The following is a 19,690-nucleotide window of genomic DNA, read 5'->3' as shown; positions in this document are numbered from 1 at the left end:
AAACAGCCCGGGCGAGCGAACTCGCCCGGCGTAAGCGATGCTTCCTAAATCAAGGCTGCGCGAGCTTGGCTTTCACGGCCTCCAGGCCTGGTTTACCGTCAATGGTGGTCACGCCAGCGAGCCAGGTATCGAGCACCTGTGGATTCTTTTTCAGCCAGGCCTTGGCGGCCGCGTCAGGCTTCATTTTGTCGTCCAGGACGTTGCCCATCAGCGTGCTTTCCATGTCGAGGGTAAAGACCAGGTTTTTCAGCAACTGACCCACGTTGCTGCATTCCTGTGCGTAACCCTTGCGGGTGTTGGTGTAGATGGTCGCCTGGCCGAAGTTCGGGCCGAAGTATTCGTCGCCGCCGGTCAGGTACTTCATCTTGAATCGAGTGTTCATCGGGTGCGGTTCCCAGCCCAGGAACACCACGGCGGTGTTGCGGCGCTGGGCGCGATCGACTTGCGAGAGCATGCCTGCCTCGCTGGACTCGACCACCTTGAAGCCGGCGTCTTTCAGGCCGAAGGCGTTCTTGTCGATCATGCTCTGGATCAGGCGGTTGCCGTCGTTACCCGGTTCGATGCCATAGATCTTGCCGTCGAGTTCTTTCTTGAACTTGGCGATGTCGGCGAAATCTTTCAGACCTTTGTTATACAACTCTTCGGGGACGGCGAGTGTGTATTTTGCGTTTTCCAGATTAGCGCGCAGCGTGTCCACGGTGCCGGCATCGCGGTAGGCCTTGATGTCGTTTTCCATGGTCGGCATCCAGTTGCCGAGGAACACGTCCATGTTTTTGCCGTCGGCCAGGGACTTGTAGGTCACCGGCACGGAAATCATCGTGGTCTTGGTCTTGTAGCCCAGGGCATCGAGAACGACGCTGGTGGTGGCGGTAGTGACGGTAATGTCCGTCCAGCCGACATCGGAGAAGTTTACGGTGCTGCATTGGGCCGGTTCTGCGGCTTGAGCCAGAAACGGCAGACTCAGCATGGCGGCCAACAACAACGATGGGGAACCTTTCATAAGGGGCGACTCCTTGGTGTTTTTTTTGGCAGTGTTCCGACTGGACCACCGCACTTATCTGTTGCGGTTGGATGGCGTTTTGGAGACATCTCTACCACGGCGCCTAGCAATCGAGTCGATACGATCATGTACCAGTGAAAATCTGACGCCTACAGGGTGCGTCGTATCCAGTACAGGGATGGTCGCATCCAGTGTCGGTAACGTCGTTTACAGCTTTTTTCAGCCCGTTTTGCCTCGCTGATCCGCAAAAAAACGGCGAAAACATAGCGTAAGCGGCCTGCGGCGCTGGCGGGCATGAGTGCGTCGGTGTGAGACGTTGAACGACATGACAAAAGCCTGATGATGCGGCCATCTCGGCGGATTGCAGCTTGAGCGTAGCAGCTCCGTCACTGGGCGCTTTTGCGCCTGGAGCAGGCACATCCAGGAGTTCAGCAGTAATGGCTATCAGCGTTTTCGACCTGTTCAAAATCGGCATTGGCCCTTCCAGTTCACACACCGTCGGGCCTATGCGAGCTGCGGCGCTGTTCGTGCAAGGTTTGCGTGAGCAGGGTCTTTTGGAACAAGTAAGGCGTGTCGAAGTTCAGCTTTATGGTTCGCTATCTGCCACCGGCATCGGTCACGGCAGCGATAACGCCGTGATCATGGGGCTGATGGGCGAGTGGCCGGACGCGATCGATCCGTCGCAAATCGGCATCCGCATCGTGGCCCTGCGTGAAACCAACACGCTATTGCTCGATGGGCGCTTGTCGGTCCCGTTCATCTGGGCCCGGGACATGCGCCTGATCGACGAGAACCTGCCGTTCCATCCCAACGCCATGACCCTGGTTGCCGAAGGCGATCACGGTGAACTGCATCGCGACACCTACTATTCCATCGGTGGCGGTTTTGTCGTCGATGAGGCACAGGCTTCCAGCGGCGTGGTGGATCTGGATAGCACCGTGCTGCCTTACGACTTCTCCAGTGCCGTCGAGCTGCTCAGTCTCTGCAAGCAGCACAACCTGCGCGTTGCAGAGCTGATGATGGCCAACGAGAAAGTCTGGCGCAGCGAAGAGGAAATTCGCGCCGGCCTGATGAAACTCTGGCGCGCCATGCAAGATTGCGTGGAGCAAGGGCTCAAGCACGAAGGCATCCTGCCCGGCGGTCTGAATGTGCGTCGTCGCGCAGCCAAACTGCACCGTAGTCTGCAAGAACTGAACAAGCCCAACGTGATTGGCTCGACCTTGAGCGCCATGGAGTGGGTGAACTTGTTCGCCCTGGCGGTCAACGAAGAAAACGCTGCCGGCGGGCGCATGGTTACGGCGCCGACCAATGGCGCGGCGGGGATCATTCCGGCGGTGCTGCACTACTTTATGAAATTCAGCGAGGCAGTGACCGACGCTAACGTGGTCGATTACTTCCTCAGTGCCGCGGCGGTAGGGATTCTGTGCAAGAAGAACGCCTCGATTTCCGGTGCCGAAGTCGGTTGCCAGGGCGAAGTCGGTTCGGCCTGCGCCATGGCGGCGGCCGGGTTGGCGGAGATTCTTGGTGCCACCCCGGAGCAACTGTGCAACGCGGCGGAAATCGGCCTGGAACACAATCTCGGCTTGACCTGCGACCCGGTGGGCGGGCTGGTGCAAGTGCCGTGCATCGAGCGCAACGCGATTGCCGCGGTGAAAGCGATCAACGCGGCGCAGATGGCGCTGCGGGGCGATGGTCAGCACTTTATCTCGCTGGACCGGGTGATCCGCACCATGCGTGATACCGGTGCCGACATGCACGACAAATATAAAGAGACATCGCGCGGTGGTTTGGCGGTTAGTGCGGTTGAGTGTTGAATCAGTAGTACCGAGTCGCCTGCTTCGCGAGCAAGCCCGCTCCCACATTGGATTTGTGCACGACGCTGATTAAATGTGGGAGCGGGCTTGCTCGCGAAGGGGCCAGACCAGTCAAAACTGCGCGCTAATTGAGCACCCGATTTAAATCGCGCCACGTTTTAGCGCGTCGCAAACAGGTAAGCCTGCCTCCCCCGGTCAGGGATCCAACTCAAGCCTGACCGTCCGTCACCCGTGCTTGCGGTGACACTCTCCCCTGGAGCGTCGCAGCCCTGTTTCCACAAGTGCTACCGATTTGCTCACAGGCAACGGGGTAGCGGGTTTGCGGCCTCTAATGGCACTTATGACCTCTTATCTCTGCGCGCCATATCTAGACGCATCGCGACGTCGTTTTCAGGAGTTATTGAACACGCATTCAAGTTTAGGCATGGCAATTGCTCTGTCATTACAAAGCCCGTCTCCCACGCGAGAACGATGGCAATAAAAAGAGCCTCCGCCTGAGGCCATCACCCGCTTTGTGTGAGGAGATACCGCGATGACGACGTTCAACTCCGGGGCCCAACCCCAGAACCGTGCGCCTCAATCCATCGGCTTTTTGCTGCTGGACAATTTCACGCTTATTTCTCTGGCCTCCGCAGTAGAACCTCTGCGCATGGCCAACCAATTGTCCGGCCGCGAGCTGTATCGCTGGACCACACTCACCGTCGATGGCGGTCAGGTCTGGGCCAGTGACGGACTGCAAATCACCCCCGACGCCTCCATGCACAAAGCGCCGCCCCTGGACACTGTCATTGTCTGCGGCGGTATCGGCATTCAGCGCACCGTAACCCGCGAGCATGTGTCGTGGCTGCAAAGTCAGGCGCGTCAGTCCCGTCGTCTCGGCGCGGTCTGCACCGGCAGCTGGGCCCTGGCGTGCGCCGGTCTGCTGGACGGTTTCGATTGCAGCGTGCACTGGGAATGCCTGGCGTCGATGCAGGAAGCTTTCCCGCGGGTGGCCATGAGCACCCGGCTGTTCACCCTCGACCGTAACCGTTTCACCAGCTCCGGCGGCACCGCGCCGCTGGACATGATGCTGCACCTGATCAGCCGCGATCACGGTCGTGAACTGTCGGCCGCGATCTCGGAAATGTTCGTCTACGAGCGCATCCGCAACGAGCAGGATCACCAGCGCGTGCCGCTCAAGCATATGCTCGGCACCAACCAGCCGAAGCTGCAGGAAATCGTGGCGCTGATGGAAGCCAACCTTGAAGAGCCGATCGACCTCGACGAACTGGCGGTGTACGTCGCCGTTTCGCGTCGTCAGCTGGAGCGGTTGTTCCAGAAATACCTGCACTGCTCGCCGTCGCGTTACTACCTGAAACTGCGCCTGATTCGCGCTCGGCAGCTGCTCAAGCAAACGCCGATGTCGATCATCGAAGTGGCGTCGGTATGTGGTTTCGTGTCTACGCCGCACTTCTCCAAGTGCTACCGCGAATACTTCGGCATTCCGCCGCGTGACGAGCGCGTGGGTTCCAACACCACACAACAAGTGGCGATGATGCCGCTGCCGCAAGCCTTGGTGCTGTCGCCGTTGTCCGGGCCGCTGTCGGCGTTGAGTCAGGCGCGCAATGAGTCGACTTTCGCTAGCGTAAGGCTCTAAACCGAGGCGCTCCATTCGCGAGCAAGCCCGCTCCCACATTCGACCGAGCTCTCTCAGGGGAACGCGGTCGAATGTGGGAGCGGGATTGCTCGCGAAGGCGATTTATCAGGCGCTACGGCTTTGCTGGTACTCCGCCAACGCAGGCAGCAATTGCTTGTCGATCGCCTGGCGCACGGCCGGCAGGATGGTCGCGCTGCTGGTGTACATCTGCTTGACCATGGTCCGCAGCGTCATCGCCCGCTCATCGTTCAAGCCTCGCACTGCACACTCGCAAGCCTGCTCGGCTGTAGAGCCATTCGGTACTTGAAAACCCAACGATTTCAGCTGGCCCAACAGGTCTTCCTGGTCAATCAAATCGGCGTGCATCATGACGCAATCCTTCTTCAGGGAACGGTGTCGTGGCTCGATTCTGGTAGGGGCTGGGGATGGCGGCAAGGACGATTTGTCGCAATGGCCGCAATACCTATGAACAGGTCGCTTTCGGCTAACTTGCGAGCGATGGGAGTGGGCACACTGGACTCAGCTGGCTCCACGAAGGTTTGGTCACCCTCGCGCAACAGCTCCTCAACAGTACCCACCTCTGCCCCGATCCTGTCACGGCTTGATCGGGGTTTTTTTTGGCTGTGAATCAGGGGTTGTCGGGTGTCTGGGCCGACGCCTTCGCGAGCAAGCCCGCTCCCACATTTGATTTGTGAACGACGCAGATCAAATGTGGGAGCGGGCTTGCTCGCGAAGAACGATGACGCGGTCTAGCGTTGCAACACCAAAATCCGCGACAGCAATTCATCCCGGTCGACATAGCAACCCTGGAAATGCCGGGCGCCGGTAGCGGGGTCGAAAGCGTTGCGGGCGTGGAGGGTGCGGCGGTTGTCGAAGCACCACATCTCGCCGGGATTGAGCCGGGTCATCACCCGGAAGCGCGCCTCGCGGGTCATCGCAATGAAGCGTCGGTAAGCGCGATACAGCTTGGGCATCTGTTCGACTGAAGCATCGAACGGCCCACGCAGAAAGTTCGCCATGCGGATTTCCGACACTTGCCCGAAAGAGTCCAGAGCGATGATCGGCGCCAGACAGCGGTAGTCGCTATGGCGGTCCTTGTTGCGGAACTCCACGGGGATTTCACACAAGGCCTGAAACGCCTCGGGATCTTCCCGACGCAAGGCTTCAGCGATGGCAAAACCGTCGACGAAAATGCTCTCGCCACCGTCGGCGTCATTGACCAGGCAATGTAGAAATTGCAGCCCCGGTTGCAACTCTCGGGTCGGCAAGTCGCTGTGCAGCGGCAGGTTGAAGGCGGTGTAGGCATTGCTGTCGGCGTCGGCCTTGGATTGCACGTTGAACAGCACGCCGAAATTGCTCTCGCGGATGAAGGAGATCCGCTGTGCGATCAGCTTCAGCGAGCCCGGCTCAGTCGGTACGCCGCGAACCTGGGTCAGGCCGATGTCGCGCACGGCCAGTAGCCATTGCAGCAAGGCTTCGTTGTCGTTCATCAACGCCTGATAGTCGAATACTGGAAGCTTCAGGTGGCTGTCCCACAACTTACTTTTCGGTTTGGCGGCGCGGCGTTCGGCGCGGGACTCGTCATCGTAGGCGTGGGCTCGCAGCCAGCCCGGGTCGAAGCGGCTGAGATGGCCGCCCTGCCAATCGACACACAGGCAACCTTCGGCATCGATTCGCGCACTGTCGGGGATCAGATTTTCCGCGACATCGACGATTTCCAGCACTTGCTCGCGGGTCACCGTGTAGACGCACTGCGGGCACGGGCAGTTGTCCCGTAGCCATTGATGATGAAAAGGGCTGACCCTTCCGTCCGCCCACTGCACTTGAATGCGGTCCGCCAGGGTGTGCACGGCGGTCAACGCGCTGATCAACGGGTAGGTGCGGAAATCGGCAAAAGCGGCGGCGGTGTTCATGGCGAGCTCCTTGTTATTTTTCGGGCGGTAAAGCGATTACCCGGCCAATGAAGGCGGGTGCGGACAGGTCGGCTTGCTCGGCGACAATGGCTTGCAGTTTGCTCAAGGTTTCTTCGCTGAACGGTGCGGATCGCGGCCCCGCGAGATCGACGTGCAGCAGCATTTGTTCATTGCCCGCCAGCTCCTTGTCACCGCCTACCAGATGCAGGCTGTGGTAGAGGTGCAGGCGCTTGCGGTCATGGCCGATGATCTGGGTGTGCACTTCGACGTCGGCATCGAGCTTCACTTCGTGCAGATAGTTGAGGTGCAGTTCGAGGGTGAACAGCGAATTGCCGCTGGCTTCGCGGTTGTTGCTGTCCATGCCCAGTCGATCCATCAGCGCGTCGGTGGCGTAGCTGAAAATCAGCAGATAGAAGGCATCGCGCAGGTGGCCGTTGTAGTCGACCCAGTCGGGGATGATTTTGGTTTGGTAGGTGGTGAGGGTGGGCATGATGTAGGTTTCCAACATGAGTGGTGACTGGACTGCCGTCTTCGCGAGCAAGCCCGCTCCCACAGTGATTTGAGGTGTAAATACAATTTATGCCACCCAGTAGATCCCTGTGGGAGCGGGCTTGCTCGCGAAGGGGCCAGACCTGCTGACCCATAAGCTTGAGGATTATTCGCTGAACGCCATCCCATGCTTCTCTTTGGTGGTTTTCACCGCCTCCAGCACCGCCAGCAAGCAATCATCACGATAGCGCTCCAGCGCCGAGATGCTGTGCTTGCCCAGCTGCTCGCCGGTGCCATCCACCACGTCATCGATCAATTTCTCGGTCAGCTCCGGCGCCGGCAGATACGTCCACGGCAACTGCAACGCCGGCCCGAATTGCGCCATGAAGTGCCGCATGCCTGCGTCGCCACCTGCCAGGGTGTACGTCAGGAAAGTACCCATGAACGACCAGCGCAGGCCTGCGCCAAAACGAATTGCATCATCGATTTCACCGGTGGTCGCCACACCGTCGTTGACCAGATGCAACGCCTCACGCCACAACGCTTCGAGCAAACGGTCGGCGATAAATCCAGGCACTTCCTTGCGCACATGCAGCGGGCGCATCCCTAAGGATTCGTAGACTTTCATTGCCGCCTGAACCGCTTCCGGCGCGGTATTTTTGCCTCCGACCACTTCCACCAATGGCAGCAGGTAAACCGGGTTGAACGGATGCCCGACCACGCAGCGTTCCGGGTGGGTCGAACTCTCGTAGAACTCGCTCGGCAACAGCCCCGAAGTACTGGAACCGATCAAGGCATTGGGCTTGGCCGCCGCGCTGATTTTGCTGTGCAGTTCCAGTTTCAGGTCCAGTCGTTCTGGAGCGCTTTCCTGGATGAAATCCGCGTCGCGAACGCATTCTTCGATGGTGGCGACAAAGCGCAGACGATCCTGCGACGCGCCGGGTGCCAGGCCTTGTTTCTCCAGTGCGCCCCAAGCATTGGCGACGCGTTTGCGCAGCGCCGCTTCGGCACCGGGCGCCGGGTCCCAGGCCACCACATCGAGGCCGTAGGCGAGGGCGCGGGATACCCAGCCGCTGCCGATGACACCGCTGCCCAGGGCTGCGAAGGTTTTGATATCAGTGATAAAGCTCATGGCGACGTCCTAAAAGAATTCGGTGATCCCTTGTGGGAGCGGGCTTGCTCGCGAAAGCGGAGTGTCAGTCGACAGAAATGTCGGATGTGACGGCCTCTTCGCGAGCAAGCCCGCTCCCACAGGTGAGGTGTAGGTTCGGGTTAACCGCGCTTGGTCAGGCCCATTTTTGTCCGGCCTTCAGCAGGGGTCAGAACGCGGGCGCCGAGGCGGCTGAGGATCTCCGAGGCGCGTTCGACCAGTTGGCCGTTGGTCGCCAAAACACCCTTGTCCAGCCACAGGTTGTCTTCCAGGCCGACCCGCACGTTGCCGCCGAGCAGCACCGCTTGCGCCGCCATTGGCATCTGCATGCGACCGATGCCGAAACCGGCCCAGACCGCGTCGGCTGGCAGGTTGTCGACCATGGCTTTCATGGTGGTGGTGTCGGCCGGCGCGCCCCACGGGATGCCCAGGCACAGCTGAAACAGCGGGTTATCGAGCAGGCCTTCCTTGATCATCTGCTTGGCGAACCACAGGTGGCCGGTGTCGAAGATTTCCAGCTCAGGCTTAACGCCCAGCTCTTGAATGCGTTTGGCGCCAGCGCGCAGTTGCGCCGGGGTGGACACGTAAATGGTGTTGCCGTCACCGAAGTTCAGGGTGCCGCAATCCAGGGTGCAGATTTCCGGCAGCAATTCTTCGACGTGGGCCAGACGGGTCAGCGGGCCGACCAAGTCAGTGTTCGGGCCGAACTCCATCGGGTTCTCGCCCGCGCCGATTTCCAGGTCGCCACCCATGCCGGCGGTGAGGTTGACGATAATGTCGACGTCCGCCTCGCGGATGCGCTCCATCACTTCGCGGTACAGCGCCACGTCACGGCTGAATTTGCCGGTTTCGGGGTCGCGAACATGGCAGTGGACCACGGTGGCGCCAGCCTTGGCGGCTTCCACGGCGGCCGCGGCGATTTGTTTCGGGGTGACCGGCACGTGTGGGCTTCTGGCGGTCGTGTCGCCAGCACCGGTGAGTGCGCAGGTGATGATGACGTCGTGGTTCATGAGGCGGTTCCTTACAGGCGTGATTTTAGGTGTGGCTCAGGACGTGACGATTCCGTTCGCAGCCCACATCGGGCTGCGAATCGGTGATTCATTTCAGGTTTATTTACTGGTCAGTTTCAGGTTTTCAGCAGCCGGTTTGCCGTCGAAGGTGGTCACGCCTTCGAGCCAGCGTTGCTTGTCTTGCGGGTGATCCTTGAGCCATTGCTTGGCCGACTCGAAGGCGTCCTTGTGATCGAGCAGCGGTTGCATCATTCGGCTCTCGTCTTCGGCGGTGTAGGTCAGGTTGCTCAGCAAGCGACCAATGTTCGGGCATTGCTCGGCATATTTCGGCGCGGTGACCGTCCAGACGGTGGCCATGCCTTCGTTCGGGCCGAGGGCGTCTTCACTGCCGGTGAGGTAGGTCATTTGCACGTTGACGTTCATCGGGTGCGGCGCCCAGCCGAAGAACACTACGGCTTCCTTGCGCCGCACGGCGCGATCCACCGCCGCAAGCATGCCGGCTTCGCTGGACTCGACCAGCTGGAACTTGCCCAGGCTAAACTGGTTCTTGGCGATCATCGCCTTGATCTGAGTGTTGGCGCCCGAGCCAGGCTCGATGCCGTAAATCTTGCCGCCCAGTTCTTTTTCGAATTTGGCGATGTCAGCGAAGGTTTTCAGGCCTTTGTCGGCGAGGTAAGTCGGCACGGCGAGGGTGGCGCGAGCATCCTTGAGGCTTGGCGCTTCAAGCACTTCGACCTGCTTGGCATCGACAAACGGCGTGATGGTCTGCGTCATCAGCGGGTTCCAGTAACCGAGGAACAAGTCCAGGCGCTGGTCGCGAATGCCGGCGAAGATGATTTGCTGGGAGGCGCTGGTCTGTTTGGTGGTGTAGCCGAGGCCGTCGAGCAATACTTGGGCCATGGCGCTGGTGGCGATCACGTCGGTCCAGTTCACCACGCCCATGCGCACGTTCTGGCACGACGCGGGTTCGGCCGCCATGACGCTGGCGCTCAAGAAAGCGGTACCGCTGAGTGCAAGAACACAGCTGCTGATCAGTCGTTTCATGTCGGGTTCCTCGGCAGGTCGTTATTGTGGGTTCCGGTGTCTGATGCGCCGGTGATCTCAAGTTACGCAGCAAAGGCCCCGTAAAAACGCACTGCGGCGACCAGCTCTTGCACTGCAGCGACCTGCGCACTTGAATGCTGTCGGCAAGTGGCGTATCAACGTCCACACGCTTCCCGCCCTCTCGCTACCTGCCATCGAGTGCGCTCCATGTCCCAGGATTTCTACTTCTTGTTGATGCCGGGTTTTTCGGCGATCGGTTTCATCTCGGCGATCGAGCCGCTGCGGGTCGCCAATCGCTTTCGCGGCGAGCTGTATCGCTGGCATGTGTTGAGCGTTGACGGCGGGGCGGTGTTGGCCAGTAACGGCATGTCGGTCAACGCCGATGCAGCGCTGGAACCCCTGAAGAAAGGCGCGACCTTGCTGGTGGTCGCCGGTTTCGAACCGCTGAAGTTCACCACCCCGGCGCTGGAGCACTGGCTGCGTCGCTTGGACAACGAAGGCGTGACGCTCGGCGCTATCGATACTGGCAGCTTCGTCCTCGCCGAAGCCGGCCTGCTCGACGGCCATCGCCTGACCCTGCACTGGGAAGCTATCGATGCCTTCAAGGAGTCTTATCCACAGCTCAGCGTCACTCAGGAGCTGTTTGAGATCGACCGTCGGCGCATTACCTCCGCCGGCGGCACGGCTTCCATTGACCTGATGCTCGACCTCATCGGCCAGGCCCACGGCCCGGAACTGGCGATCCAGGTCAGCGAACAATTCGTACTCGGGCGCATCCGCCCGCGCAAAGACCACCAGCGCATGGAAGTCGCCACGCGGTATGGCATCAGCAACAAGAAATTGGTGCAGGTGATCGGGGAGATGGAGCAGCACAGCGAACCGCCGCTGAGTACGCTGGCGCTGGCGGAATCGATCAAAGTGACTCGGCGTCAGCTGGAACGCCTGTTTCGCCTGCATCTGAACGACACGCCGAGCAATTTCTATCTGCGGTTAAGGCTGGAGAAGGCGCGGCAGTTGCTGCGTCAGACGAACATGAGTGTGTTGGAAGTGAGCATCGCGTGCGGGTTTGAATCGCCGTCCTATTTCACCCGCAGTTATCGGGCGAGATTCGAGCGCTGCCCGCGTGAGGACCGACGTACGGCTAAAGCGTAATTCTGACGACGCCCGAGAAACCTGTGGGAGCGGGCTTGCCCGCGATGGGGCCGGCACATTCAATGTTGATGTTGACTGACACACCGCCATCGCGGGCAAGCCCGCTCCCACAATGATCGGTATTGATGAGAGAAAATGTTACTTCTTCATCAACACCGAGCACGCCGCTTTGTAGGCCTCATGCTGATACTTGTTCAGCGTCTCCGGCAGTGCAAAATCGAACTTCTTGTTCTGCGCATTGATGGTCTGCGGCGACAGCAGCGTCACCTCGCAATTTTCCAGCAGCTGGAAAATCCCCTCAATCTTGAACGTAGTCGGCCCACCGGCGAACTCGCCTTTCTTGCTGCGCTTCTTGATCGCGATCCGGTCAATGGAATTCTCGCGAACAAACGACGCCACCTGAGCGGCGAAGACTTTGACATTGGCGGCTTCGTCGTCCTCGTCGAGGGCGATTTTCTTGGTGTTCAGTTCGACATGGCTCAGGGCCTGGCCGTCGAGGGAGGCCACGGCGATGATCGCTTCACTGCCTTTGATTTCGATGCCGCAGATTTTCATTTCAATCCCTTTTTCCTGATGCTGGCGTTCAGCTTACAACTCTAGTTGGTTGGCAGTGATGCCAAAAGCTGCGGCAATTTTTTCACGGGTTGCCTTGCGGGGCTTGGCGACCGTCTCTTGCTGGGCGAAAGCCGGTTGGGAAATGCCCATGCGCTTGGCAACTTCATCCTGCGTAAGGTTCAGGTGTTCGCGCCAGGCGCGAATAGGAAGTGCTCCATCGACGATGCGGCTCACTACTTCGTGGGGGATCAAATAATTCTCCATTCTTATGTCTTTATTCCTGCCCAATCGACTCCAAAAACTCCGACCGCTCGTCACTCATGCGCGCCACGCAATCGTTCTGCGCAATGGTGAACGCTTTGCTACCACTGGTCGCCGGAAATGCGTCCACTGCGCAATCGGCGTCCCGGGTTTTCAGCCATTGCTGTTGCGCGGTTTTGATTTTGGCGGTGATGTCGGTCAGTTGCGCCTTGTTGTTGCCGTAAAGCGTTTGCATGCGCTCGGTGAGGCTTTGGTAGTTGTCGCTCAGCAGCTGTTCGGCGGTGGTTCTGCTATAGGCCGAGCATTCCAGGGTCTGGATTTCGTTTTCGACGGCGTCGCAGGGGTTGTCGTCGGCCTCTTCAGCTGCTTGTACGCCAGTCGCTATCAGTGCCAAAGCCAGGAAGATCGATTTCATTGCGCCGCCGCCCCTTAATCCAGTCATGCATTCAGTAAAACATCAGTGATGCGGCGAATTCTGGCCCAAGCGGGCGGCGTTGGATAGGTAGGCAATGACGCCTGTTCACGACCCTTTGTCGCGGATTGACGCTTTCGGCAATTCCCCTGTCGTTTTTGCACCCGGCTGCCCCGGCCCTCAGGCATATGCTGGCCCCAAAGCGCCGGCACACGATTCGGCGCATGAATCGCTAATAGGGGACAGCCTGATGAGCCCAGCCGAATTGCACGCCGACAGCATCGTTATCGACGGGCTGATTATTGCCAAGTGGAACCGCGAGCTGTTTGAAGACATGCGCAAGGGCGGTCTGACCGCGGCCAACTGCACCGTGTCGGTGTGGGAGGGCTTCCAGGCCACTGTCAACAACATCGCCGCCAGCCAGAAGCTGATCCGCGAGAACAGCGACCTGGTGATTCCGGTGCGCACCACCGCCGATATCCGCAAGGCCAAGGAGCAGGGCAAGACCGGCATCCTCTTTGGCTTCCAGAATGCTCATGCGTTTGAAGACCAGATCGGCTACGTCGAGGTCTTCAAGCAGCTCGGCGTCGGTATTGTGCAGATGTGCTACAACACCCAAAACCTGGTTGGTACCGGTTGCTACGAGCGCGATGGCGGCCTGTCGGGTTTCGGTCGTGAAATCGTCGCCGAGATGAACCGCGTCGGCGTCATGTGCGACCTGTCCCACGTCGGCTCGAAAACGTCCGAAGAAGTCATCCTCGAATCCAAGAAGCCGGTCTGCTACTCCCACTGCCTGCCGTCGGGTCTGAAAGTTCACCCGCGCAACAAATCCGACGAAGAGCTGAAGTTCATCGCCGATCACGGCGGTTTCGTCGGCGTGACCATGTTTGCGCCATTCCTGGCCAAGGGCATCGATTCGACCATCGACGATTACGCCGAAGCCATCGAATACACCATGAATATCGTCGGCGAAGACGCCATCGGTATCGGCACCGACTTCACCCAGGGCCATGGCCAGGACTTTTTCGAATACCTGACCCATGACAAGGGCTACGCCCGCCGCCTGACCAGCTTCGGCAAGATCATCAACCCGCTGGGCATCCGCACCGTGGGCGAGTTCCCGAACCTGACCGAGACCCTGCTCAAACGCGGCCATTCCGAGCGGGTGGTGCGCAAGATCATGGGCGAGAACTGGGTCAACGTCCTCAAAGACGTTTGGGGCGAATAAGCCACCGCACCTCTGAATCCTTTCCCCCGGCCGTCCGTGCCGGGGGCAACACAACGAATTTTCTGGAGTTAAGTTTCCATGGCCAAGATCGCCCCGCAATTGCCAATCGAAGTCGACAGCGAAACCGGTATCTGGACTTCCGACGCCCTGCCGATGCTGTACGTACCGCGTCACTTCTTCGTCAACAACCACATGGGTATCGAGGAAGTGCTGGGCGCCGACGCCTACGCCGAAATCCTCTACAAGGCCGGCTACAAGTCCGCCTGGCACTGGTGTGAAAAAGAAGCTGAATGCCACGGCCTGGAAGGCGTCGCAGTGTTCGAGCACTACATGAAGCGTCTGTCGCAACGCGGCTGGGGGCTGTTCAAGATTCAGGACATCGACCTCGACAAAGGCACCGCCAGCGTCAAGCTCGAACACTCCGCATTTGTCTACGTGTACGGCAAGGTCGGGCGCAAGGTCGACTACATGTTCACTGGCTGGTTCGCCGGCGCCATGGACCAGATCCTGGCCGCTCGCGGCAGCAAGATCCGCACTGTCGCCGAACAAGTCTACGGTGGCTCCGAAGAAGGCCACGACGACGGTTTGTTCACCGTCAAGCCGTTGTAAGTCGAGGACCCCGCCATGGCTTTCGAAGCAATGTTCCAGCCGATCCAGATCGGCAAACTGACCATCCGCAACCGCGTGCTCAGCACCGCGCACGCCGAGGTCTACGCCACCGACGGCGGCATGACCACCGACCGGTACGTCAAGTATTACGAAGAGAAAGCCAAGGGCGGGATCGGCCTGGCGATTTGCGGCGGTTCCTCCAGCGTGGCCATCGACAGCCCGCAAGGCTGGTGGAAGTCGGTCAATCTGGCCGACGACCGGATCATTCCGCACTTCCAGAACCTGGCCGACGCCATGCACAAGCATGGCGCCAAGATCATGATCCAGATTACCCACATGGGCCGTCGTTCCCGCTGGGACGGCGAGCATTGGCCAACCCTGCTGTCGCCGTCGGGCATCCGTGAACCGGTGCACCGCGCGACCTGCAAAACCATCGAGCCGGAAGAAATCTGGCGGGTGATCGGCAACTACGCAAGCGCAGCCGCACGGGCCAAGGCCGGTGGCCTGGACGGCGTCGAATTGTCTGCCGTGCACCAGCACATGATCGACCAGTTCTGGAGCCCGCGAGTCAACAAGCGTACCGATGAATGGGGCGGCAGCTTCGAAAACCGCATGCGTTTCGGCCTGGAAGTGATCAAGGCTGTGCGCAAGGAAGTCGGTCCGGATTTCTGCGTCGGCATCCGTCTGTGCGGTGACGAATTCCACCCGGATGGTTTGTCCCACGAGGACATGAAGCAGATCGCCAAGTACTACGACGACACCGGCATGATCGACTTCATCGGCGTCGTGGGCTCGGGTTGCGACACCCACAACACCCTGGCCAACGTTATTCCGAACATGAGTTATCCACCGGAGCCATTCCTGCATTTGGCCGCCGGTATCAAGGAAGTGGTGAAGGCTCCGGTTTTGCACGCACAGAACATCAAGGATCCGAACCAGGCGACCCGTATTCTGGAAGGCGGTTACGTCGACATGGTCGGCATGACCCGCGCCCACATCGCTGACCCGCATTTGATCGCCAAGATCAAAATGGGCCAGGTCGACCAGATCAAACAATGCGTCGGCGCCAACTACTGCATCGACCGTCAATACCAGGGCCTGGACGTCTTGTGCATCCAGAACGCCGCGACCTCCCGTGAATACATGGGCGTGCCGCACATCATCGAGAAATCGACCGGTGTGAAGCGCAAAGTCGTGGTGGTTGGTGCCGGCCCTGCCGGGATGGAAGCGGCTCGCGTGTCGGCCGAACGTGGCCACGACGTGACCCTGTTCGAGAAAAAAGAATTCATCGGCGGGCAGATCACTACCGCGTCGAAAGCTCCGCAACGGGATCAGATTGCCGGCATCACTCGCTGGTTCCAGTTGGAACTGGCGCGTTTGAAAGTCGACCTGCGCCTGGGCGTGGCGGCGGATGCGGCGACCATTCTCGACCTGCGTCCGGATGTAGTGGTGCTCGCCGTCGGCGGCCATCCATTTTTGGAGCAGAACGAACACTGGGGCGCGGCTGAAGGCCTGGTGGTCAGCAGTTGGGACATCCTCGACGGCAAGGTGGCACCGGGCAAGAACGTGCTGGTCTACGACACCATTTGCGAGTTTACCGGGATGTCGACGGCCGACTTCCTCGCCGACAAGGGCAGCCAGGTCGAGATCGTCACCGACGACATCAAACCGGGCGTGGCCGTTGGCGGAACGTCGTTCCCGACTTACTACCGCAGCATGTACCCGAAAGAAGTGATCATGACCGGGGACATGATGCTGGAGAAGGTCTACCGCGAAGGCGACAAGCTGGTGGCGGTACTGGAAAACGAATACACCGGCGCCAAAGAGGAGCGGGTGGTCGACCAGGTGGTCGTCGAGAACGGCGTGCGTCCGGACGAAGAAATCTACTACGCGCTGAAGGAAGGCTCGCGCAACAAAGGCCAGATGGACATCGAAGCCCTGTTCGCGATCAAGCCTCAGCCTTCGCTGAACCAGGCGGGCGACGGCTACTTGCTGTTCCGCATCGGCGACTGCGTGGCCCAGCGCAACACCCACGCGGCGATCTATGACGCGTTGCGGTTGTGCAAGGATTTCTAAGAGCTTGTGGAAACCTTAGTGGGAGCGGGCTTGCTCGCGAATGCAATCTGTCAGCCGACATTGATGTCGACTGACCCAACGCTTTCGCGAGCAAGCCCGCCCCCACAGGAATCGAGCAAGGCATCCAGGTAGTTTGGCCTGCAAGACCCTGCGGTCTTTGGGAGCTCCACATGTTGAACACCCTTCTTCCAATCCTGTTGTTCGCTGCCTTGGGCCTGGCTGTCCTGGGCGCGTTGCGGCGGGTGGCTATGTGGCGTCAGGGCCGGGCTTCGAAAGTCGACCTGATCGGCGGTCTGTTCGCCATGCCCAAACGCTACATGGTCGACTTGCACCACGTCGTCGCGCGGGACAAATACATCGCCAATACCCACGTCGCCACGGCCGGTGGTGCAGTGGCGTCCATTGTGCTGGCGATTCTGGTTCATGGCTTTGGCCTGCATAACCGCATCCTCGGTTATGCACTGCTGCTGATGTCGGCGGTGATGTTTGTCGGCGCGATCTTTATGTTCCTGCGCCGTCGCAACCCACCGGCCCGGCTGTCCAAAGGCCCGTGGATGCGCTTGCCGAAAAGCCTGATGGCGTTCTCGGCATCGTTCTTCCTGCTGACCCTGCCGGTCGCCGGCATCCTTCCGGAAAACTTCGGTGGTTGGGTGGTGGCTGCGATCCTCGGCGTCGGCGTGCTTTGGGGCGTGTCGGAACTGTTCTTCGGCATGACCTGGGGCGGGCCGATGAAGCACGCCTTCGCCGGTGCCTTGCACCTGGCCTGGCACCGTCGCGCCGAACGTTTTGGTGGTGGTCGTTCCACCGGTTTGAAGCCGCTGGATCTGAATGACCCGAACGCGCCGCTGGGCGTGGAAAAACCCAAGGATTTCACCTGGAACCAGCTGCTCGGCTTCGACGCCTGCGTGCAGTGCGGTAAATGCGAAGCTGCGTGCCCGGCGTTTGCCGCCGGCCAGCCGCTGAACCCGAAAAAACTGATTCAGGACATGGTCGTTGGTTTGGCTGGCGGTACTGACGCCAAATTCGCTGGCAGTCCGTATCCGGGCAAAGCCATTGGCGAACACAGTGGCAATCCGCATCAACCAATCGTCAACGGGCTGGTGGACGCTGAAACCCTGTGGTCCTGCACCACTTGCCGTGCCTGCGTCGAGGAGTGCCCGATGATGATCGAGCACGTCGACGCCATCGTCGACATGCGTCGCCATCTGACTCTGGAAAAAGGCGCGACCCCGAACAAGGGCGCCGAAGTTCTGGAAAACCTGATCGCCACCGATAACCCGGGTGGCTTCGCGCCAGGTGGGCGGATGAACTGGGCGGCGGATTTGAACCTGAACCTGCTCAGCGAGAAGAAATCCACCGACGTGCTGTTCTGGGTCGGCGACGGTGCCTTCGACATGCGCAACCAGCGCACCCTGCGCGCCTTCGTCAAAGTGCTGAAAGCGGCCAAGGTCGACTTCGCAGTGCTGGGTCTTGAAGAGCGTGACAGTGGTGACGTGGCACGACGCTTGGGCGACGAAGCGACCTTCCAGCTGTTGGCCAAACGCAACATCCAGACCTTGGCCAAGTACAGCTTCAACCGCATCGTCACGTGCGACCCGCACAGTTTCCACGTGCTGAAAAACGAGTACGGCGCCTTCGACGGTAACTACCTCGTGCAGCACCACAGCACTTACATGGCGGAGATCATTGGCGAAGGCGCCCTGAACCTCGGCCAGCACAAAGGCAGCAGCGTGACCTATCACGACCCGTGCTACCTCGGTCGCTACAACGGCGAATACGAGGCACCGCGTGAAGTACTGCGCGCCCTGGGCATCGAGATCAAGGAAATGCAACGCTCCGGTTTCCGTTCTCGCTGCTGCGGTGGCGGTGGCGGTGCACCGATCACCGACATTCCGGGCAAGCAGCGGATTCCCGACATGCGCATGGAAGACATCCGCGAAACCGGCGCCGAACTGGTGGCCGTGGGTTGTCCACAGTGCACTGCGATGCTCGAAGGCGTGGTCGAACCGCGTCCAATGATCAAGGACATTGCCGAACTGGTGGCCGATGCGTTGCTCGAAGACGCAACGCCGGGAAAGCCATCGGCACCGGCCAAACGTGAACCTGCGGAGGTGCATTGATGAGCGACATTATCCGCCGCGACCCACGCGCCGAATGGATCGCCCGCAACCGCTTGCACCCGCTGCATGCGGCCATGCAACCGGCGCAACACAGCTGGATGGGGCCTAACGGCCTCATCCGCAAAAATCCTCACGGGATCGGTTTTATCGGCCCCAACGGCATCAAACGGATTGACCGTAGCGGCGCTCAGCAGGGCGGGGCGACTAAACGCTCGGCCGCGGTTGAAGTGCAGTTGCCGCTGCATCAAGTGGCTGCACCCGCGTTCTACATCAGCGTGGTGCCGGACATGGTTGGTGGCCGTTTGAGCAGCCACGACCGCGACTTGCTCGGCCTGGCCCATCAGTTGGCCGGCAAGGACGGCGCGGTACTGGCCGTGGTCTTCGGTGAGCACAAGGAAAACGCCTTCGCTACAGCTGGCGTGGATCGCTTGCTGGTGCTTGAGGGCGACGAATTCAGCGGTTATGCACCGGAACAACGCGTCCAGGGCCTGCGGGCTGTGGATAACCAGTTCAGCCCCCGTCACTGGTTGCTGCCGGACAGCCGCAGCGGTGGTGGCGAACTTGGTCGGCGCTTTGCCGCCGCGTTGGGCGAACGCCCGGCCACGCGGGTCTGGCAGGTCAAGGATCAGGAGTGCATCGGCCGCGCCGGTGCTGGGTTGCAAGACCTGGCGCGTCCAGTCGCACGCTTGATTCTGGCCGCTGCCGAATGCGCTGAACCGGTCAGCGAAACCCGTCACGAGGCCTTGCCAGTGGAGTTATCCACAGCGGTCGCACGCAGCCTGTCGCGGATCGAAGATCTGGGCGCGGTGGCGGTGGACCCGGCAGCGATTCCGATGGCCGAAGCCGAATTCATCTTCTCCGGCGGCAACGGGGTCAAGGACTGGGGACTTTTCCACAGGACTGCCGAGGCGTTGGGCGCGACGGAAGGTGCGTCACGAGTGGCGGTGGACGACGGCTTCATGGCCCGCGACCGTCAGGTCGGTGCGTCTGGCACTTGGGTCACAGCACGGGTTTACGTGGCGGTGGGCATTTCCGGGGCGATCCAGCATCTGCAAGGCATCGGTGCCTGCGACAAGGTGGTGGCAATCAACCTCGATCCTGGCTGCGACATGATCAAACGGGCCGACCTGTCGGTGATCGGCGAGAGCGCCGAGATTCTTCAAGCCTTGATCGATGCGGTAGAGGCTTACCGCAATGAAGCCAAGCGCGATGCGGCTTAAG

Annotated in this window: 17 protein-coding genes and 1 pseudogene; 8 read left to right on the top strand and 10 right to left on the bottom strand. The window is 60.2% G+C overall.

Features of this window, described 5'->3' with window-relative positions; genetic code table 11:
* Window positions 1-49: 49 nt before the first annotated feature.
* The gene (locus KVG95_RS18195; protein ID WP_007907523.1) at window positions 50-1,000 is read right to left on the bottom strand and encodes a choline ABC transporter substrate-binding protein; all 951 of its coding nucleotides are present in this window, start codon (window positions 998-1,000) and stop codon (window positions 50-52) included.
* Window positions 1,001-1,437: 437 nt separating this feature from the next.
* Between KVG95_RS18195 and KVG95_RS18190 the strand changes: the two genes are divergently transcribed.
* A complete protein-coding gene (locus tag KVG95_RS18190) occupies window positions 1,438-2,814 on the top strand; it encodes an L-serine ammonia-lyase (RefSeq protein ID WP_217857411.1) in 1,377 nt (458 codons plus the stop codon).
* A 532-nt stretch (window positions 2,815-3,346) separates the two neighbouring features.
* Window positions 3,347-4,450 (top strand): choline metabolism transcriptional regulator GbdR, encoded by a 1,104-nt coding sequence (gbdR, locus tag KVG95_RS18185; RefSeq protein ID WP_007937970.1) that lies wholly within the window; start codon window positions 3,347-3,349, stop codon window positions 4,448-4,450.
* A gap of 105 nt (window positions 4,451-4,555) precedes the next feature.
* Here gbdR and KVG95_RS18180 read toward each other — a convergent pair whose 3' ends face one another.
* The 6 genes from KVG95_RS18180 to KVG95_RS18155 all read right to left on the bottom strand — a co-directional run bounded on the left by KVG95_RS18180 (window position 4,556) and on the right by KVG95_RS18155 (window position 10,056).
* Window positions 4,556-4,819: a hypothetical protein gene (locus KVG95_RS18180; protein WP_017341203.1), complete on the bottom strand. Its 264-nt coding sequence runs from the start codon at window positions 4,817-4,819 to the stop codon at window positions 4,556-4,558.
* A 380-nt stretch (window positions 4,820-5,199) separates the two neighbouring features.
* Complete coding sequence (locus tag KVG95_RS18175; protein WP_217857410.1) at window positions 5,200-6,363, bottom strand: gamma-butyrobetaine dioxygenase; 1,164 nt, start codon at window positions 6,361-6,363, stop codon at window positions 5,200-5,202.
* 13 nt (window positions 6,364-6,376) lie between these two features.
* Window positions 6,377-6,853: a thioesterase family protein gene (locus tag KVG95_RS18170; protein WP_217857409.1), complete on the bottom strand. Its 477-nt coding sequence runs from the start codon at window positions 6,851-6,853 to the stop codon at window positions 6,377-6,379.
* 165 nt (window positions 6,854-7,018) lie between these two features.
* Window positions 7,019-7,984 carry an L-carnitine dehydrogenase gene (locus tag KVG95_RS18165; protein WP_217857408.1) on the bottom strand — a complete coding sequence of 322 codons (966 nt, stop codon included), beginning with the start codon at window positions 7,982-7,984 and terminating at the stop codon, window positions 7,019-7,021.
* Window positions 7,985-8,124: 140 nt separating this feature from the next.
* Complete coding sequence (cdhC, locus tag KVG95_RS18160; protein WP_217857407.1) at window positions 8,125-9,012, bottom strand: 3-dehydrocarnitine:acetyl-CoA trimethylamine transferase CdhC; 888 nt, start codon at window positions 9,010-9,012, stop codon at window positions 8,125-8,127.
* Between the two features lie 99 nt (window positions 9,013-9,111).
* Window positions 9,112-10,056, bottom strand: coding sequence for a choline ABC transporter substrate-binding protein (locus tag KVG95_RS18155; RefSeq protein ID WP_217857406.1), 945 nt, complete (start codon window positions 10,054-10,056; stop codon window positions 9,112-9,114).
* Window positions 10,057-10,263: 207 nt separating this feature from the next.
* Between KVG95_RS18155 and KVG95_RS18150 the strand changes: the two genes are divergently transcribed.
* The gene (locus tag KVG95_RS18150) at window positions 10,264-11,208 is read left to right on the top strand and encodes a GlxA family transcriptional regulator (protein WP_217857405.1); all 945 of its coding nucleotides are present in this window, start codon (window positions 10,264-10,266) and stop codon (window positions 11,206-11,208) included.
* Between the two features lie 138 nt (window positions 11,209-11,346).
* On the opposite strand, the gene KVG95_RS18145 is transcribed toward KVG95_RS18150, so the two are convergent.
* From KVG95_RS18145 to KVG95_RS18135, 3 genes and pseudogenes are all read right to left on the bottom strand, one after another.
* Window positions 11,347-11,763: a DUF3010 family protein gene (locus KVG95_RS18145; protein WP_217857404.1), complete on the bottom strand. Its 417-nt coding sequence runs from the start codon at window positions 11,761-11,763 to the stop codon at window positions 11,347-11,349.
* Between the two features lie 33 nt (window positions 11,764-11,796).
* Window positions 11,797-12,030 (bottom strand): annotated as a pseudogene (locus tag KVG95_RS18140) (helix-turn-helix domain-containing protein); the annotation flags it as partial.
* Between the two features lie 7 nt (window positions 12,031-12,037).
* Window positions 12,038-12,439, bottom strand: coding sequence for a lysozyme inhibitor LprI family protein (locus KVG95_RS18135; protein ID WP_038981114.1), 402 nt, complete (start codon window positions 12,437-12,439; stop codon window positions 12,038-12,040).
* Between the two features lie 247 nt (window positions 12,440-12,686).
* Between KVG95_RS18135 and KVG95_RS18130 the strand changes: the two genes are divergently transcribed.
* The 5 genes from KVG95_RS18130 (at window position 12,687) to etfA (ending at window position 19,689) form a co-directional block, all read left to right on the top strand.
* Complete coding sequence (locus KVG95_RS18130) at window positions 12,687-13,664, top strand: dipeptidase (RefSeq protein WP_007907542.1); 978 nt, start codon at window positions 12,687-12,689, stop codon at window positions 13,662-13,664.
* A gap of 78 nt (window positions 13,665-13,742) precedes the next feature.
* Entirely contained in the window at window positions 13,743-14,273 is a 531-nt protein-coding gene (locus KVG95_RS18125) for a DUF5943 domain-containing protein (protein WP_052967365.1), read from the top strand.
* 15 nt (window positions 14,274-14,288) lie between these two features.
* Window positions 14,289-16,349: a dimethylglycine demethylation protein DgcA gene (gene dgcA / locus KVG95_RS18120; RefSeq protein WP_217857403.1), complete on the top strand. Its 2,061-nt coding sequence runs from the start codon at window positions 14,289-14,291 to the stop codon at window positions 16,347-16,349.
* Between the two features lie 170 nt (window positions 16,350-16,519).
* Complete coding sequence (gene dgcB, locus KVG95_RS18115; RefSeq protein ID WP_123719625.1) at window positions 16,520-18,469, top strand: dimethylglycine demethylation protein DgcB; 1,950 nt, start codon at window positions 16,520-16,522, stop codon at window positions 18,467-18,469.
* Window positions 18,469-19,689 carry an electron transfer flavoprotein subunit alpha gene (etfA, locus tag KVG95_RS18110; RefSeq protein WP_038981121.1) on the top strand — a complete coding sequence of 407 codons (1,221 nt, stop codon included), beginning with the start codon at window positions 18,469-18,471 and terminating at the stop codon, window positions 19,687-19,689. The genes dgcB and etfA overlap by 1 nt, the downstream gene beginning before the upstream one ends.
* The last annotated feature ends 1 nt before the right edge of the window (window position 19,690 follow it).

This window comes from Pseudomonas farris, assembly GCF_019145235.1.
GTDB lineage: Bacteria > Pseudomonadota > Gammaproteobacteria > Pseudomonadales > Pseudomonadaceae > Aquipseudomonas > Aquipseudomonas farris.
The sequence above is the reverse complement of the archived record's forward strand: the minus strand, read 5'-3'. Positions and strand labels throughout refer to the sequence as shown.